This is a genomic window from Streptomyces sp. NPDC050658 (assembly GCF_044457025.1).
Taxonomy (GTDB): Bacteria; Actinomycetota; Actinomycetes; order Streptomycetales; family Streptomycetaceae; genus Streptomyces.
On sequence record NZ_JBITGM010000001.1, the window covers coordinates 1,566,168 to 1,581,502 of the forward strand.

A 15,335-nucleotide genomic window follows, 5' to 3' on the forward strand; every position below is an offset into this window, starting at 1 on the left:
GTCCGGAGCCGGCGGACCCGGACTTCACCGGATCTCGAGGATCTTCTCCCGCATCGCGTAGACGACGGCCTCCATCCTGGAGTGCAGCTGAAGCTTCTCCAGGATGTTGCGCACGTGGTTCTTCACGGTGTTCTCGGAGATGAACAGCTCTTTCGCGATATCGCGGTTGTTCATCCCCGTGGCCACCAGCTTCAGCACTTCCAGCTCGCGGTCGGTCAGTCGCGGCGCGGGAACGAGTCGGCGCTCGTCGGTGCGCTGGATCATCGACTTGAACTCGGTGAGCAGCTTGGACGCCATGGACGGGCTGATCTGCGACTGCCCGTCGGCCACCGCGCGAATGGCCGTGGCCACCTCGTCCGTCGAAATCTCCTTGAGGAGATATCCGGTGGCGCCCGCCTTGATCGCGTCGTAGAGATCGGCCTCTTCATCGCTGATCGTCAGCATGATGATCTTCGCGCTGGGCGCCACTTCCTTGATGGAGGTGCACGCCTCGATGCCTCCGCGCTTGGGCATGCGTACGTCCATCAGCACGATGTCCGGCAGCAGGTCCGCGGCCTTGTCCACCGCCTCGGCGCCGTCCCCCGCCTCGCCGACCACCTGGATGTCCTCCTCGGCGGCGAGGACGATCTCCAGGCCGCGACGGAAGAGCGCGTGGTCGTCCACCACAAGGACCCTGATCGGTTCCTTGCGCGGAGCGCCCGCGCCCGCGTCCGTGCCGATGCCGACGCCGTCGTCGACGTCCTGGTCCTGCATCGGTCCGAAGCTGTCCGCCATCGTTCCTCCCCCTGAAGGCCATGGCCCGTTGTGCGTCGGCTGCGCCAACCCGAGGCGACAGTCCGCCGGTTGACCGGCTCGCCCATGATTTCATGCCCGGGCGACAGTGCGGTGCGCGCAGGGGTCGCACGATGGTGCCCCTGGGGGCGCACGCGCGCTCCAGGGGCACCTGCTCTGCTCTCGGACGGCTGTGGTCAGCCGCCGAGCGCACCGCCGCCGTCGGCCGACTGGGCCTGGGTGACCATCGGGTCGGTGTTCAGGCGGATGACGCCGTAGTCGTAGGCGTGTCGCCGGTAGACGACACTCGGTTCCTTCGTCTCCGAGTCGACGAACAGGTAGAAGTCGTGTCCGACCAGCTCCATCTCGTAGAGCGCCTGGTCGAGCGACATGGGGGCCGCCACGTGGGTCTTCTCGCGGACCACGAGGGGGCCTTCGCCCTGGATCTCCAGTGAGCCGATCCGCTTGACCGGCACGCCGCCCGGCTCTTCGTCGCGCGCGACGGTGCCGTCTCCGTTGAGCGTCGCCGCGTCCGGGACGCGCTCGGCGACCTCCGCGGCGGAGAGCCTGCCGGTCCCGCGCCGGTTGTGACGCTTCTCGTGCTGCTTGCGCAGCCGGGCGTCCAGCTTGGCCGTGGCCAGGTCGAGCGCCGCGTACGGGTCGGTGGCCGAGGCTTCCGCGCGGATCACGGGTCCACGCCCGCGGAGGGTGATCTCCACGCGGTCGGAACGGTCGGCCTGACGCGGGTTGGTTTCCTTGGACACCTCGACGTCGAGGCTGATCACCTTGCCGTCGAGCTTCTGGATCTTCTCCAGCTTCAGCTTCTCGGCCACGTGCTTGCGGAACCGCTCGGGCACCTCGGTCTTGCGGCCCTTGACGACGATGTCCACGCAGAACTCCGTTCCCGGATCGCTCCGCTTCGGCGGCGGAGCATCTCCCTTTTGCACCAGGCCCCGGTGACTCCCGGAGCCTCGGACTCGGTGACTTCCACCTCCTCCTCCCCCGCGAACAAGATCTCCACCCCGACCGGTCCGGGTGATTGCGAAAAACCCGGCAACCGGCATTCCGATATGCGAGGGTCGGCGTCCGCCATTCCTCACAACCGAACATATCTCGCCCGGACGGATGTCGTCACCCTCTACTGACCCGTACCTCCATTCAGGTGCATTGGCCCTCTCACTACCTGCAACGATGCAAGTTCCCAGTCAGTTCCGGTTTATTTCGAAGGAATCCGGTGAGGCGGCGACAACGGCCGCGCTGATCGCGTTCTCGCCCCGGTTCTCTCCGGACATTTCACGGGCTGTTACCGGCGCGGCCCGCCCTATCGATTCCATGCGTACGTCACGTATTGCGCGGGCGGCCTCGGCCAGGGACGCACCCGTGGTCATGAGGTCGTCCACGATCACCACCCGGCCCGCCCCGAGCAGCCGGCCACCCCCCGCGGTCACCTCCAGGGCACCCGCCAGATTCGCCTGCCGCTGACGGGAGTTGAGCCCCGACTGGTCGGCCACGGCACGCCGCTGACGCAGCACGCACAGCACACGGGCCCGCGTCCCGCCCCGCCGCAGCTCGGCCGCGGCGGCCAGCGCGATCCGCCGCACCGGATCGTGGCCCCGCGCCCGCACGGCACGCGGCGCCGACGGCACGGGCACCAGCAGTACCTCAGCGTCACCACCCGGCGCCCCGGCCCCCGGGGCACCCCGCGGCTCATCCCGCCCGGCACCCCGCAGCCCGGACCGCACCGCTCCCGCGAGCCCTACGCCCAGCGGCCCCGCGAGCGCCAGCGCGCCCCGCTCCTTGTGCGCGAGCAGCACGGCCCGCACGGCGTCCTCGTAACGAGCCGTCGCGTGCACCACCGGCAGGCCCGGCGGCCGCGGGTCCGGACACACCCGGCGCGGCACGGCACCGCACAGGGCATCACGGCATCGCACGCAGAGCGCCGTACGAGGCCTCCCGCAGCCTCCGCAATCGGCCGGCAGCACCAGATCCGTGAGGTCCTGCCACCACCCCCGCATGTCCTCCACTGTGCCAAGGCACGGGCAGCACTGCCACCCCTGTGGACAACCGCCTGTGGACAACTCCGCCGCGTACGAACAGCGTTACACCCGATCGGGGCACAGCCTGTACCGGCGCCACCCCGCGCCGTCGGAATCCATCGCCCAGCACCGCAGGAATCCAGCACGCCACGCCGCCGGATCCAGCACCCCACGCCGCCGGAATCCGTCACCCCGGATAGACCGGAGCCGTCCCTTCCTTGACCACCGTCTGCCACTGCGCACCCGTCGGCAGCCGCACGATCCCGTCGTCCGAGTGCGCCACCAGCGGCTGCCGCTCGTCCTCCGAGGCCGCGACCTCCGCCACGCCGGTCAGACCGGGCAGCGTCGCGCCGGGCAGCACCGAGCCGTCGCTCTGCACATACCCGATCTGCTGCACGCCGCCGGACTCGCGCCCGACCACCACGAGACGGCTGCCGCCCGCCCAGGACATGGCGGTGACCTCCTCCATCTGCGGTGCCGCGCGGCGCAGTTCGACGACCGCGATACCGGGCTGCTCCCCCTTGGTGCCGGTCCGCTCGACGCGGCCGACCCGCAGGGACGTCTTGCCGTCCTTCTTCACCAGGAGCGCGATCCGCACGCCGTCGGCCGACACCCGCACCGCCTCGATCCGTCCGTCGAGGCCCGCGATCTTCACCGGCGTCGGCTCGCCCGCGCCCTGGTCGAGCCAGAGCAGCCGCGGCCGCTTCGGGTCGCGGTCGGCCACCCACAGGTCGCCCCTGCCGTCCCAACTCGGCGTGGAGAAACCGTCGTCCTCCGACTTCGCCTTGCTGCGCGCCTCCGGCTTGCCCAGCGGGCTCGCCTCGACCAGCGACCCCATGTACAGCGAGCGCCCGTCGAGCGACACTCCGGCAGCGCGCTCCTCGTCGCGCGACACGGCAGCCGTACGCAGCGGCTTCGCGCCCTCGCCCAACGGCCCCGGCACCTGCGCCGGTTCGGCCTTGCCGCTCGCTCCCGCGGGCATCCGCACCAGGCGCTTCTTGTCGTCGATGAGGTACTGGTAGTCGGGGTGGTCGGCGGTGCGGTGTGGCGCCACGGTCTCGGCCCGGTCCTCGCTCAGGACACAGAGCTGGGAGCCGTTGGAGCGCTGCAGCTCGACCTCCTTCACGTTCGAGGACTTCAAGTCCTGGAGCGTGAAGAGCAGTTGCGCCGCCATCTTGGTGCACTGCCCCTGGTCATAGCTGTCGGCCTCCCCGTTCAGCGGCACGGTCAGCTTGTTCTGGTCGTCGGGCGCCAGCGTCTTGGTGCCCTCCTTGAGCCGCGTACCTCCGGGGAAGATCGTGGTGACGACCGGCTTGAGCCAGTTGGTGGGCCCTTCGAGCAGGGCCTTGACCGTCTCCGTCAGCGGATCTATTCGCTGACGTATGTAGACGGGGTCGGCGACCAGCGCGTCCTGACCGCCGCCCGCGCCCGTCTTCGACGAACTCGACGCGTAGTAGTACTTGTTGACGGACCAGTAGATCCGCTGGAAGTCGGACTGGCCGAGCACGACGCCCTGCGGCACCCGGTCGATCCGCCACTGCTTGCCGCTCGGACCGTCCTGCCGGGTGAGATGGACCGTCTCGCGGTACGCGTCGTTGTCCAGCTGGTACGCGTGCTGCTTGTCCACCGTCGCGACCTTGCGCCCGGTCAGCGGGAACGAACGGCCGTTCGCGTCGCTGTCGCCGGGGTTCCCCGTACCCGTGCTCGGTCCGTCCGCGAGCACCGTGGTCCGCAGATCCGGCCGCCAGCTCCTGGAGGCGTCCTTGGTCAGATACTTGCGCGCCATCGCGAACTGCGGATCGTCGCTGGTCAGCGCCTCAAGGAAGCCCGAGACGATCTCCGTGGGCCCCGCGTTCTCGCCCGGCGGCATCGCGTAGACGCGCACCTGCGACTGCGAGTCGGGCCGCTGGGACGCGTCGACCGCCTTCAGGTTGCCGCTGTCGGGCATCGAGGCGCAGCCCGCGAGCAGCACACCGCAGGAACCGAACAGCACTCCGGCCCGCAGCGGACGCCGATGACCGCGCCGATCGTGGTCAGCGCCCACGAGAGGCCTCCCCTTCCCTGGTGGATTCGCCGGTTCCCCCGGCCGCTTCGTCAACGCCTTCCCCGGCGGATTCCTCGGCGGATTCCCCGGCGGCCTCCCCAGCGGGATCCGCCTCCGGGCCCGGCTCTCCGCCGCCCCGCCTCGTCTCGTCGCCCCGCGCCATCTCGTCGTCCAGAGGCCGCCGCGGCACCACGCGCGCGCCGCTGCCGGGCAGCGCCGTCGGGTCCACCGTCGCGGCCGCCTGGGCGAGCCTCGGCGCCAGCGGTGCCCTGGGCGGCACGGGCGGCGCCACCCGCTCCGCAGCCGACGGCTGGGCCGGCACCGTGGCGAGCTTGTTCAGGCCGCCGAGCGGAAGGCCCGCGTCGTTCAGGCCACGGTGGCGGCGCGAATCCTCGGGCTCCAGCGGTATCGGCGACCCCCGCAGCGGCTCGTCCGCCGTACGCGGCAGGGTCAGCCGGAACTGCGAACCCCCGCCCGGCTCGCCCCATGCCTGGAGCCAGCCGCCATGCAGCCGCGCGTCCTCCAGCGCGATGGAAAGCCCGAGCCCCGTACCTCCGGTGGTACGCGCGCGTGCCGGGTCCGCCCGCCAGAAGCGGCTGAACACCCGCGTCGCCTCGCCGGGCTTGAGCCCCACTCCGTAGTCACGCACCGCGACGGCCACCGCGCCGCCCGCCGCCGCGAGCCGCACCACCACGTCCTGGCCCTCGCCGTGCTCCACGGCGTTGACCACCAGGTTCCGCAGCACCCGCTCCACCCGCCGGGCATCGGCCTCGGCGATGACCGGCTGATGGTCGCCGACGATCCGGACGCGCGTCCCCTTGCGCTCGGCCAGCGGCTCCGCGCCGCCCACCACCCGGCGTACGACCTCCCGCAGATCTATCGGCTCCGCCTCCAGCGCCGCCGCACCCGCGTCGAACCGGCTGATCTCAAGAAGATCAGCCAGCAGCGACTCGAACCGGTCGAGCTGATCGGCCAGCAGCTCCGCCGACCGCGCGGTAACCGGATCAAAGTCCACCCGCGCCTCGTGAATCACATCGGCGGCCATCCGCACCGTGGTCAGCGGCGTACGCAGCTCATGCGAGACGTCGGAGACGAACCGTCGCTGCATCCGCGACAGCTCCTCCAGCTGCTGGATCTTCAGCTGGAGATTCTGCGCCATCTTGTTGAAGGCCTCACCGAGCCGCGCGATGTCGTCCTCTCCGGTGACCTTCATACGTTCCTGAAGGCGCCCCGCGGACAACCGCTCGGCGACACCGGCCGCCATCCGAACCGGCGTGACCACCTGGCGCACCACCAGCCAGGCGATGGCACCGAGCAGCACCACGACGAAGAGCCCGGCCGTGGCGAGCGTCGTCCGCACCACGCCCAGGGACTCCTCCTCCTGCGTCAGCGGGAAGAGGTAGTACAGCTGGTAAGGGGCGCCGTTGAGGTCGTTGAGCCGCTTGCCGATCACCAGGCCGGGCTGCGCCTCACGCCCGTCGTTGAAGACGATCCGGGTATTGCTCTGATACGCCCTGGTGCCCTTGTCGACGCTCTCGCGCAGCTCCTCCGGCACGCTCTGGATCGGGTCCACGCCTCCGGAGGCACGCGGTCCGCGCACACTGCCGCTGCCGCTGCCGCTGCCCGTGGACGTGGGGCTCAGCGTCACCACGTTGAAGGCGCTCTGGCCGCCACTGGAGAGCTGCTCCACCAGGTCGGACATCCACACGGCCGTCGGCGGCGTGGTCCGGCCGTCCGCCGTGCCACTTTCCTGGCCCGAGCTGGGCCGGGCTGAGTTCGCCTCGTCCTGCGCCGCCCGGAAACCACCGTCGGCCTGGCTCTGCGAGGCCTTCACCTTGGCCTTGAGCAGGCCGTTGTTCACGGAGCTCATGACGGCGAAACCGAGCATGAGCACCACACCGAGCGACATCAGCAGGGTCGTGACGACGACCTTCAGCTGGATGTTGCGCCGCCACAGCCGCACGGCGGGCAGCAGCGGACGCCGCACCCAGCGCGCGAAGAGCCTCAGGACGGGGCTGCCCTGCACCCCGCCCTGCAACAGCAGACCGCCGTCGAGGAGCCGCCCGAACGTCGAGCCGCGCCGCGGCGGCCCTCCAGTCCGCCCCGAGCGGCCACCCGGAGCCCCGGGCGGTACGGGGGAACTGTCCCGGGACACGTCAGCTCGGTCCGGCCTTGTAACCGACACCGCGGACGGTCACCACGATCTCCGGCCGCTCCGGGTCCCGCTCGACCTTCGACCGCAGTCGCTGGACGTGCACGTTCACCAGACGGGTGTCCGCCGCGTGCCGATAGCCCCAGACCTGCTCGAGCAGCACCTCACGCGTGAACACCTGCCACGGCTTGCGCGCGAGCGCCACAAGCAGGTCGAACTCGAGCGGCGTCAGCGCGATGGACTGGCCGTCCCGCTTCACGGAGTGCCCCGCCACGTCGATGACCAGGTCACCGATGGCCAGCTGCTCCGGCGCGGGCTCCTCCGACCTCCGCAGCCGCGCCCTGATCCGGGCCACCAGCTCCTTCGGCTTGAACGGCTTGACGATGTAGTCGTCCGCCCCCGACTCCAGACCGACCACCACATCCACGGTGTCGCTCTTGGCCGTGAGCATCACGATCGGCACCCCGGACTCCGCCCTGATCAGGCGGCACACCTCGATGCCGTCCCGACCGGGAAGCATCAAGTCGAGCAGCACAAGATCCGGCTTGGCCTCCCGGAAAGCAGCCAGCGCCTTGTCGCCATCAGCTACGAACGACGGCTCAAAACCTTCACCACGCAGCACAATCCCGAGCATCTCGGCCAGTGCGGTGTCGTCGTCGACGACAAGGACTCGTCCCTTCATGCCTGACATCATCCCATTCTCGTAACAGTGACTGGGCTGCTGGTGAGAGAGGTCACTGGCCTGTGACGATAGTCGTACGAGGCCATCACTGTCTGCGGTGATCCGCCGTCGGTGCCGCCGACACCGGGCACGGCCCGCACGGGACCGCCCACCGGCAGCCCGCACCTATCGGCCGCACCGGCCTCCGGCCCCCGCCCGATTCAGTCCGAGACGACGGACAACATTCCGGCCAACCCCAGCACACCGGACAACGCGGCGATCACCAGACCGGCCACCACCACCCCGCAGACCAGCGCGACCACGATCATCAGCCACCACACCCGGCCGCCTTGCGGTACTCGGCATCGTCGTCGTCATCCCAGTCCCGCACCCGCTCCCCCTCCGCCGGCCGCACCGTACCCCGCGGCCGGCAGAACGCCTCAGCGCCTCCCCCTATCCGATCGTCACCTCACGCGACCTGGCACACAGCTCCGCGAGGCCCACCGCCGTCACCGGCGACACCACACCCGCCTCGGTGACAATCGCCGTCAGCAGCTCCGGCGGCGTCACGTCGAACGCCGGGTTGTACGCCTGCGTCCCCAGCGGCGCCACCGCGATCCCCCCTCCTCCTTCCGCCCCGGCCACCGGCACCGCGACCTCCGTCACCTCATGCCCGGCCCGCTGCTCCACCTCGATGGACGCCCCGTCCGGGGTGTCCGGGTCCACGGTCGTGACCGGCGCCACCACGATGAACGGCACGTGGTGATAGCGGGCCAGCACGGCGAGCGGATAGCTCCCCACCTTGTTGGCCACCGAACCGTCGGCGGCGATCCGGTCGGCACCGATCAGCACGGCATCCACCTCACCCGCCGCGAACAGCGACCCCGCCGCGTTGTCCGTGAGCAGGGTGTACGCCATCCCGCTGCGCGCCGCCTCGTACGCCGTGAGCCGCGAACCCTGCAGCAACGGACGCGTCTCGTCCACCCACAGCCGCCGCAGCCGCCCCTCCCGGTGCGCGGCCAGCGCCACCGCGAACGCCGTCCCCTCACCCCCGGACACGAGTGCGCCCGTGTTGCAGTGGGTCAGGATCCGGTGCCCGCCGCCCGGCAACAGCTCGTCGAGCAGCGCCAGGCCGTGCACCGCCATGGCCGCGCTCGCCTCGGCGTCCTCCCGGTGCACGGCCTTCGCCTCCGCGAGCGCCGCCTCGGCCGCCTGCCGCTGCCCGGCCCCGCCCACCAGCGCCGACCGGTACGCCGCCTGAGCCCTGCGCACGCCGTAGCCGAGATTGACCGCGGTGGGCCTGGCCCCCGCGAGCGCGTCCGCCGCCACGTCCACGTCGAAGCCACGCACGGCGGCGAGCGCGACGCCGTACGCACCGGCGATCCCGAGCAGCGGCGCCCCGCGCACGGCGAGCGTCCGGATCGCCTCCACCAGAGCGGGCGCGTCCGTGCACACCAGCTCGATCTCCTCGCCCGGCAGCCTGGTCTGGTCGAGGAGGACCAGCACAGGGCCCTCCGGTGGCTCGTCCCAGCGGATCGCGCGAGTCGCGCGCGCCGCGGCGGTCTCGGGGGTCTTGGGGGTCTCGGTGGGCCGTACGTCCTCGCCGGATTGCGCGTACTGATCAGCCATCCGCCCAGTCTGCCCCGTACCCGTCGGACAATTGAAGGTGTGCAGCCACTACGGCACCCGGTCACCACCGGGGCACGCCGTGGCACGATGGCTGGCAACCTGCCGCCGCGACCGCGGACGGGCACCGTGAAGGAGCGACGATGAACGACACTCCGGGCTGGGCCTCGCCCGGATCTGCCCCCTCCGACGACGGACAGGACTCCGGCAAGGAACCCGCCGAGCCCGCGGACCAGCCGACCGGTCCGGGCTCCAAGTGGTCCAAGGAGCAGCCGCCACCCGCCCAGTGGTCCGCGCCGAGCCCACCGGCCCCCGGCCAGACCCCGCCACCACCACCGCCCCCGCCCGGCGGAGGATGGGGCGGCGGACGCCCCGGCGGCCCCGGTGGTCCTGGGGCCCCTGGCGGCCCCGGCGGCTACCCCGGCTGGGGTGCGTGGCAGGGCCCGCCGCCCGCCGCGAAGCCCGGTGTCATCCCGCTGCGGCCGCTCGGCGTCGGCGAGATCCTGGACGGCGCGGTCTCCACGATGCGCACGTACTGGCGGACGGTCCTCGGCATCTCCCTCGCCGTGGCCGTCTTCACGGAGATCGTCGTCATCCTGCTCCAGGGGCTCGTCCTCAACGACAGTGCGAGCACCGACGCCCTCAACGACCCCAGCGCCACCGTCGGCGAACTGAGCCGCGCGCTCGGCGACACCCTGCTCAGCTCCGGCGTGGTCCTGCTGATCACTCTGCTCGGCACGATCGTCGCCACCGCCCTGCTCACGATGGTCACCAGCCGCGCGGTGCTCGGCAAGTCGGTGACCACGGCGGAGGCCTGGCGTGACGCCAAGCCGCAACTGCCGCGGCTGATCGGCCTGACCCTGCTGCTCCCGCTCATCGGCAGCGCCGTCGTCGCCATCGGCATCGCGCCCGGCGTGCTGATCGCGGTGGCCGGGGCGTCCGACGCCGGCGTCAGCCTCGCCGTCCTCGGCGGATTCGGCGCGCTGATCGTCGCCATCTGGCTGCTCGTCCGGCTCTCGCTGGCCTCGCCCGCCCTGATGCTCGAGAAGCAGGGCGTCAAGAAGTCGATGGCCCGCTCCATCAAGCTGGTGCGCGGCTCCTGGTGGCGGGTCTTCGGCATCCAGCTGCTCGCCGCGATCATCGCCAACGTGGTGGCCTCGATCATCGTGATCCCTTTCACCCTCATCGCGGGCGCGGTCAGCGGCGACGGCGTCACCGGCTTCCTCGACAGCGGCACCGGCGAACTCGGCTGGACCTTCCTGATCGTCAGCGGCATCGGCTCGGTGATCGGCTCCATGCTCACCTTCCCGATCACCGCCGGAGTCACCGTGCTCCTCTACATCGACCAGCGGATCCGCCGCGAGGCCCTCGACCTCGAACTCGCGCGCGCCGCCGGCCTCCAGGCCGGTGGCCCCGACGCCCCCGGCACACCCGGGAGCTGATGCGGTGAGGGGGGAGGTGCTGCACGGAGTCAGGGCAGGAGCATCGCTCCTGCGGCGCACCGGCGACGACCCACCGGTGACGATCCCGCGCGACCCCGCGCGGGAGGCCGCCGAGCGCGAACTCTCCGAGCCGAGGTACCACGAGAACGACCCCAGCCTTCTGCAGCGGGCCCTGAACCGCTTCTGGGACTGGGTCGACGACCTGTTCACCGCCGCCTCGGGGGCGACCCCGGGCGGCGGCTTCGGCCTCCTCGTCATCGTGCTCGCGCTGGCCGCCGTCGTCGCGGCCCTCTGGTGGCACCTCGGCACCCCGCGCCGTGCCCCCTCCTCGACCCCCGCCCTCTTCGACGACCGCCCCCGCAGCGCGGCGGAACACCGCGCCGCCGCCGAGGCACACGCCGCCCAGGGCCACTGGAACCAGGCCGTCCAGGAGCGCATGCGCGCCATCGTCCGCGCCCTGGAGGAGCGGGCCCTCCTCGACCCCCGCCCCGGCCGCACCGCCGATGAGGCGGCAGCCGAGGCCTCCCGCACCCTCCCGACCCACGCCACGCAACTGCGCACGGCGGCCCAGGACTTCGACGCCGTCACATACGGCGGACGCACGGCCACGGAGCCGACGTACGAGGCCATGTCCACCCTGGACAACGCCCTCGCCCACACCCGCCCCACCCTCACCACCCCCGAGGGAGCCCTCAAGTGACCCGCTCCCCGGACCCCACCACCGGCACCAAGGCCACCGCGCCTCCGGCGACCACCCCAGCCACGACCACCCGAACAACCACCTCCGCCGCTGCCACCCCCCGCCAGCTCTGGACCCGAACCCGCGGCATCCTGCTCGCCCTGTTCGTCCTCCTGGCAGCCGCCATCGCCATCGCCGCGGTCCGCTCCGGAGCCCAGCACGGCCGGCTCGACCCGCGCTCCGCCGACCCCTACGGCAGCCGCGCCGTCGCCGAACTCCTCGCCGACCGGGGCGTGTCCACCCGCGTCGTCACCACCTCCGAAGAGGCCCGCTCCGCCGCGGGACCGGACACCACGCTCCTTGTGACCTCCCCCGACCTGCTGACCGACCGCCAGCAGTCCCGCCTCCACGCGGCCACCAAGGACTCCGGAGGCCGCACCGTCCTCCTCACCCCCGGCCCCTCCTCGATCGGCACCCTCGCCCCCGGAGTCACCGCGGACGCCACCCCCAGCCTCGACTCCACGCTCTCCCCCCGCTGCTCCCTGCCCGCAGCCCAACGCGCCGGCTCCGCCGACGTCGGCGGCCTCCGCTACGACACCCTCGCCCCGGACGCCGAGGCCTGCTACCTCAGCGACGGCCTGCCCAGCCTCCTGCAGCTCCCGGCCGCCGACGGGGACGGCGACACCGTCGTACTCGGCGCCCCCGACATCCTCCTCAACAACCGTCTCGACCAGCAGGGCAACGCCTCGCTCGCCCTTCAACTCCTCGGTTCCCGCCCGCACTTGGTGTGGTACCTCCCCTCGCTCTCCGACGACTCCGCGACCGACACCGAAGACCGCGGCTTCTTCGAACTGATCCCCTCCGGCTGGCTCTGGGCCACCCTGCAACTCACCCTCGCCGCAGCCCTCGCCGCCCTGTGGCGAGCCCGCCGCCTCGGCCCTCTCGTCCCCGAACGCCTCCCCGTCGCCATCCGCGCCTCCGAAACCGTCGAAGGCCGCGCCCGCCTCTACCGCAAGGCGAACGCCCGGGACCGCGCGGCCGCAGCCCTCCGCTCGGCCACCCGCACCCGCCTGGCCCCCCTCATCGGCGTATCCCCCGCCCAGGCGCACGCACCCGAGTCCCTGCTCCCCGCCCTGACCACCCGGCTCCACAGCCCCGGCCAGGACCTGCTCCCCCTCCTCTTCGGCCCACCTCCCGGCAACGACGCGGCCCTGATCGCCCTCGCCGACCAACTCGACGCCCTCGAAAGAGAGGTACGTTCTTCATGACGGACCCGACCACTGACAACGCCGGGACCTCCGGCAGCGCCCGCTCCTCCCTGGAGTCCCTGCGCACCGAGATCTCCAAGGCCGTGGTCGGCCAGGACCCCGCCGTCACCGGCCTCGTCGTCGCCCTCCTCTGTCGCGGCCACGTCCTACTAGAAGGAGTCCCTGGGGTAGCCAAAACGTTGCTCGTCCGCGCCTTGGCCGCATCCCTGGAACTCGACACCAAGCGCGTCCAGTTCACCCCGGACCTGATGCCGAGCGACGTCACCGGCTCCCTCATCTACGACGCCCGCACCACCGAGTTCTCCTTCCAGCCGGGCCCCGTCTTCACCAATCTCCTGCTCGCCGACGAGATCAACCGCACCCCGCCCAAGACCCAGTCCTCCCTCCTCGAAGCGATGGAGGAACGCCAGGTCACCGTCGACGGCACCCCCCGCCCGCTCCCCGAGCCGTTCCTCGTCGCGGCCACCCAGAACCCGGTCGAGTACGAGGGCACGTACCCGCTCCCCGAGGCCCAGCTGGACCGTTTCCTCCTCAAGCTGACGGTCCCGCTCCCCTCACGCCAAGACGAGATCGACGTCCTCACCCGGCACGCCGAGGGCTTCAACCCCCGCGACCTGCGCGCCGCCGGCGTACGCCCCGTGGCGGGCCCCGCCGACCTGGAAGCCGCCCGCGCCGCCGTCGCCAAGACGACCGTCTCCCCCGAGATCACCGCGTACGTGGTGGACATCTGCCGCGCCACCCGCGACTCCCCGTCCCTCACCCTCGGCGTCTCCCCCCGCGGCGCGACCGCCCTGCTCTCCACGGCCCGCGCCTGGGCCTGGCTGACCGGCCGCGACTACGTCATCCCCGACGACGTAAAGGCCCTCGCCCTCCCCACCCTCCGCCACCGCGTCCAACTGCGCCCTGAGGCCGAGATGGAGGGCGTCACCGCCGACTCCGTCATCACCGCGATCCTTGCCCACGTCCCGGTCCCCCGCTGATGGCCCTCACCGGACGAACCGCCCTCCTCGCGGCCCTCGGCAGCCTCCCCGTAGGCCTCTGGGACCCGAGCTGGACCGGCATCCTCGCCGTGAACGCCCCGCTGGCCCTCGCCTGCGCCTGCGACTTCGCGCTGGCCGCCCCCGTCCGCCGGCTCGGCCTGACCCGCTCGGGCGACACCTCCGTACGCCTCGGAGAATCCGCCGACATCGAGCTGACCGTCACCAACCCCTCCGGCCGACCCCTGCGCGCCCACCTCCGCGACGCCTGGCCCCCCAGCAGCTGGCAGCCCGGCACCGAGGTCGAGGCATCCCGCCACCGCCTGACGATCCCGTCCGGCGAGCGCCGCCGCCTCACCACGCGCCTGCGCCCCACCCGCCGCGGTGACCACAGGGCCGACCGTGTCACGATCCGCTCGTACGGCCCACTGGGCCTCCTCACCCGCCAAGGCAGCCACAAGGTCCCCTGGACCCTGCGCGTCCTGCCCCCTTTCGCCAGCCGGAAGCACCTCCCCTCCAAGCTGGCGAGGCTCCGCGAACTCGACGGCCGCACCAGCCTGCTGACGCGAGGCCAGGGCACAGAATTCGACAGCCTCCGCGACTACGTCCCCGGCGACGACACCCGCTCCATCGACTGGCGCGCCACCGCCCGCCAGTCCACGGTCGCCATCCGCACCTGGCGCCCCGAACGCGACCGCCGCATCCTCCTGGTCCTCGACACCGGCCGCACCTCCGCAGGCCGGGTCGGCGACGCCCCGCGCCTCGACGCCTCCATGGACGCGGCCCTGCTCCTGACGGCCCTGGCCTCCCGAGCGGGCGACCGGGTAGACCTTCTCGCGTACGACCGTCGAGTACGCGCCCTGGTCCAAGGCAAAGCCGCAGGCGAGGTCCTCCCCGCAGTCGTCAACGCCCTGGCCACACTGGAGCCGGAGCTCGTCGAAACAGACGCCCGGGGCCTCACCTCGACAGCCCTGCGCACCGCCACTCGCGGCTCATTGATCGTGCTCCTGACCAGCCTCGACGCGGCCCCCATCGAGGAGGGGCTGCTCCCGGTGCTTTCCCGCCTCACACAGCGCCACAAGGTCGTACTGGCATCGGTCGCCGACCCTCACATCGAGCAGATGGCCACCGCCCGAGGAACGACCGAAGCCGTCTACGAGGCAGCAGCAGCCGCCCAGGCCCACACGGAACGCCACCGCACAGCAGAACAACTCACCCGGCACGGCGTCACAGTCGTAGACGCAACGCCCACAGAACTGGCCCCCGCGCTGGCGGACGCCTATCTCGCATTGAAGGCGGCCGGCCGTCTCTAAAAGAAGAAAGAAGGGTGGCCGGCCCTGCCCTACAAAAAGGGCCGTGAACGCAGAAAACCCCCGCACCGTATCCCGGTGCGGGGGTCTCCATTCAAAAATAGTTCGGCGGCGTCCTACTCTCCCACAGGGTCCCCCCTGCAGTACCATCGGCGCTGTGAGGCTTAGCTTCCGGGTTCGGAATGTAACCGGGCGTTTCCCTCACGCTATGACCACCGAAACACTATGAAACTGTCAACCGCACCATGCGTGACCTTGCATGGGGTTGTTCGTGGTTTCAGAACCAACACAGTGGACGCGAGCAACTGAGGACAAGCCCTCGGCCTATTAGTACCAGTCACCTCCACCCGTTACCGGGCTTCCAGATCT

At 71.5% G+C, this 15,335-nt stretch carries 12 protein-coding genes and 1 rRNA gene; 5 read left to right on the top strand and 8 right to left on the bottom strand.

Features of this window, described 5'->3' with window-relative positions:
• Nucleotides 1-24 precede the first annotated feature (24 nt).
• The 7 genes from ACIBKX_RS06920 to mtnA all read right to left on the bottom strand — a co-directional run bounded on the left by ACIBKX_RS06920 (nt 25) and on the right by mtnA (nt 9,293).
• On the bottom strand, nt 25-774 hold the full coding sequence (locus ACIBKX_RS06920; RefSeq protein WP_363276706.1) for a response regulator transcription factor: 750 nt from the start codon (nt 772-774) through the stop codon (nt 25-27).
• A gap of 194 nt (nt 775-968) precedes the next feature.
• On the bottom strand, nt 969-1,661 hold the full coding sequence (hpf, locus tag ACIBKX_RS06925) for a ribosome hibernation-promoting factor, HPF/YfiA family (protein WP_399375657.1): 693 nt from the start codon (nt 1,659-1,661) through the stop codon (nt 969-971).
• Nucleotides 1,662-1,976: 315 nt separating this feature from the next.
• A complete protein-coding gene (locus ACIBKX_RS06930) occupies nt 1,977-2,786 on the bottom strand; it encodes a phosphoribosyltransferase family protein (protein ID WP_363276704.1) in 810 nt (269 codons plus the stop codon).
• Between the two features lie 208 nt (nt 2,787-2,994).
• Complete coding sequence (locus ACIBKX_RS06935) at nt 2,995-4,851, bottom strand: LpqB family beta-propeller domain-containing protein (RefSeq protein WP_399375658.1); 1,857 nt, start codon at nt 4,849-4,851, stop codon at nt 2,995-2,997.
• Entirely contained in the window at nt 4,841-7,006 is a 2,166-nt protein-coding gene (mtrB, locus tag ACIBKX_RS06940; RefSeq protein ID WP_363276703.1) for an MtrAB system histidine kinase MtrB, read from the bottom strand. Before mtrB ends, ACIBKX_RS06935 begins: the two co-directional genes overlap by 11 nt.
• Before the next feature lies 1 nt (nt 7,007).
• Entirely contained in the window at nt 7,008-7,697 is a 690-nt protein-coding gene (gene mtrA / locus ACIBKX_RS06945) for a two-component system response regulator MtrA (protein WP_189176211.1), read from the bottom strand.
• Between the two features lie 420 nt (nt 7,698-8,117).
• Nucleotides 8,118-9,293, bottom strand: coding sequence for an S-methyl-5-thioribose-1-phosphate isomerase (gene mtnA, locus ACIBKX_RS06950; RefSeq protein WP_363276702.1), 1,176 nt, complete (start codon nt 9,291-9,293; stop codon nt 8,118-8,120).
• A 140-nt stretch (nt 9,294-9,433) separates the two neighbouring features.
• On the opposite strand from mtnA, the gene ACIBKX_RS06955 reads away from it, so the two are divergent.
• The 5 genes from ACIBKX_RS06955 to ACIBKX_RS06975 are packed head-to-tail and all read left to right on the top strand — an operon-like array spanning nt 9,434 to nt 14,969.
• Nucleotides 9,434-10,732, top strand: a complete 1,299-nt coding sequence (locus ACIBKX_RS06955; protein ID WP_363276701.1) for a glycerophosphoryl diester phosphodiesterase membrane domain-containing protein — start codon at nt 9,434-9,436, stop codon at nt 10,730-10,732.
• A 4-nt stretch (nt 10,733-10,736) separates the two neighbouring features.
• Nucleotides 10,737-11,432, top strand: a complete 696-nt coding sequence (locus ACIBKX_RS06960) for a DUF4129 domain-containing protein (protein WP_363276700.1) — start codon at nt 10,737-10,739, stop codon at nt 11,430-11,432.
• Nucleotides 11,429-12,679, top strand: a complete 1,251-nt coding sequence (locus tag ACIBKX_RS06965) for a DUF4350 domain-containing protein (protein ID WP_363276699.1) — start codon at nt 11,429-11,431, stop codon at nt 12,677-12,679. The genes ACIBKX_RS06960 and ACIBKX_RS06965 overlap by 4 nt, the downstream gene beginning before the upstream one ends.
• Nucleotides 12,676-13,659 (top strand): MoxR family ATPase, encoded by a 984-nt coding sequence (locus ACIBKX_RS06970; protein WP_363276698.1) that lies wholly within the window; start codon nt 12,676-12,678, stop codon nt 13,657-13,659. Before ACIBKX_RS06965 ends, ACIBKX_RS06970 begins: the two co-directional genes overlap by 4 nt.
• On the top strand, nt 13,659-14,969 hold the full coding sequence (locus ACIBKX_RS06975; protein ID WP_363276697.1) for a DUF58 domain-containing protein: 1,311 nt from the start codon (nt 13,659-13,661) through the stop codon (nt 14,967-14,969). The genes ACIBKX_RS06970 and ACIBKX_RS06975 overlap by 1 nt, the downstream gene beginning before the upstream one ends.
• A gap of 100 nt (nt 14,970-15,069) precedes the next feature.
• On the opposite strand, the gene rrf is transcribed toward ACIBKX_RS06975, so the two are convergent.
• A 5S ribosomal RNA gene (gene rrf / locus ACIBKX_RS06980) occupies nt 15,070-15,186 on the bottom strand.
• Nucleotides 15,187-15,335 lie beyond the last annotated feature (149 nt).

Bases quoted from the DNA above. Each gene is read 5' to 3' on its own strand.
- ACIBKX_RS06920 (WP_363276706.1), bottom strand. From the start codon at position 774: ATGGCGGACAGCTTCGGACCGATGCAGGACCAGGACGTCGACGACGGC.
- ACIBKX_RS06930 (WP_363276704.1), bottom strand. From the start codon at position 2,786: ATGCGGGGGTGGTGGCAGGACCTCACGGATCTGGTGCTGCCGGCCGAT.
- mtrA (WP_189176211.1), bottom strand. From the start codon at position 7,697: ATGATGTCAGGCATGAAGGGACGAGTCCTTGTCGTCGACGACGACACC.
- mtnA (WP_363276702.1), bottom strand. From the start codon at position 9,293: ATGGCTGATCAGTACGCGCAATCCGGCGAGGACGTACGGCCCACCGAG.
- ACIBKX_RS06955 (WP_363276701.1), top strand. From the start codon at position 9,434: ATGAACGACACTCCGGGCTGGGCCTCGCCCGGATCTGCCCCCTCCGAC.
- ACIBKX_RS06970 (WP_363276698.1), top strand. From the start codon at position 12,676: ATGACGGACCCGACCACTGACAACGCCGGGACCTCCGGCAGCGCCCGC.
- ACIBKX_RS06975 (WP_363276697.1), top strand. From the start codon at position 13,659: ATGGCCCTCACCGGACGAACCGCCCTCCTCGCGGCCCTCGGCAGCCTC.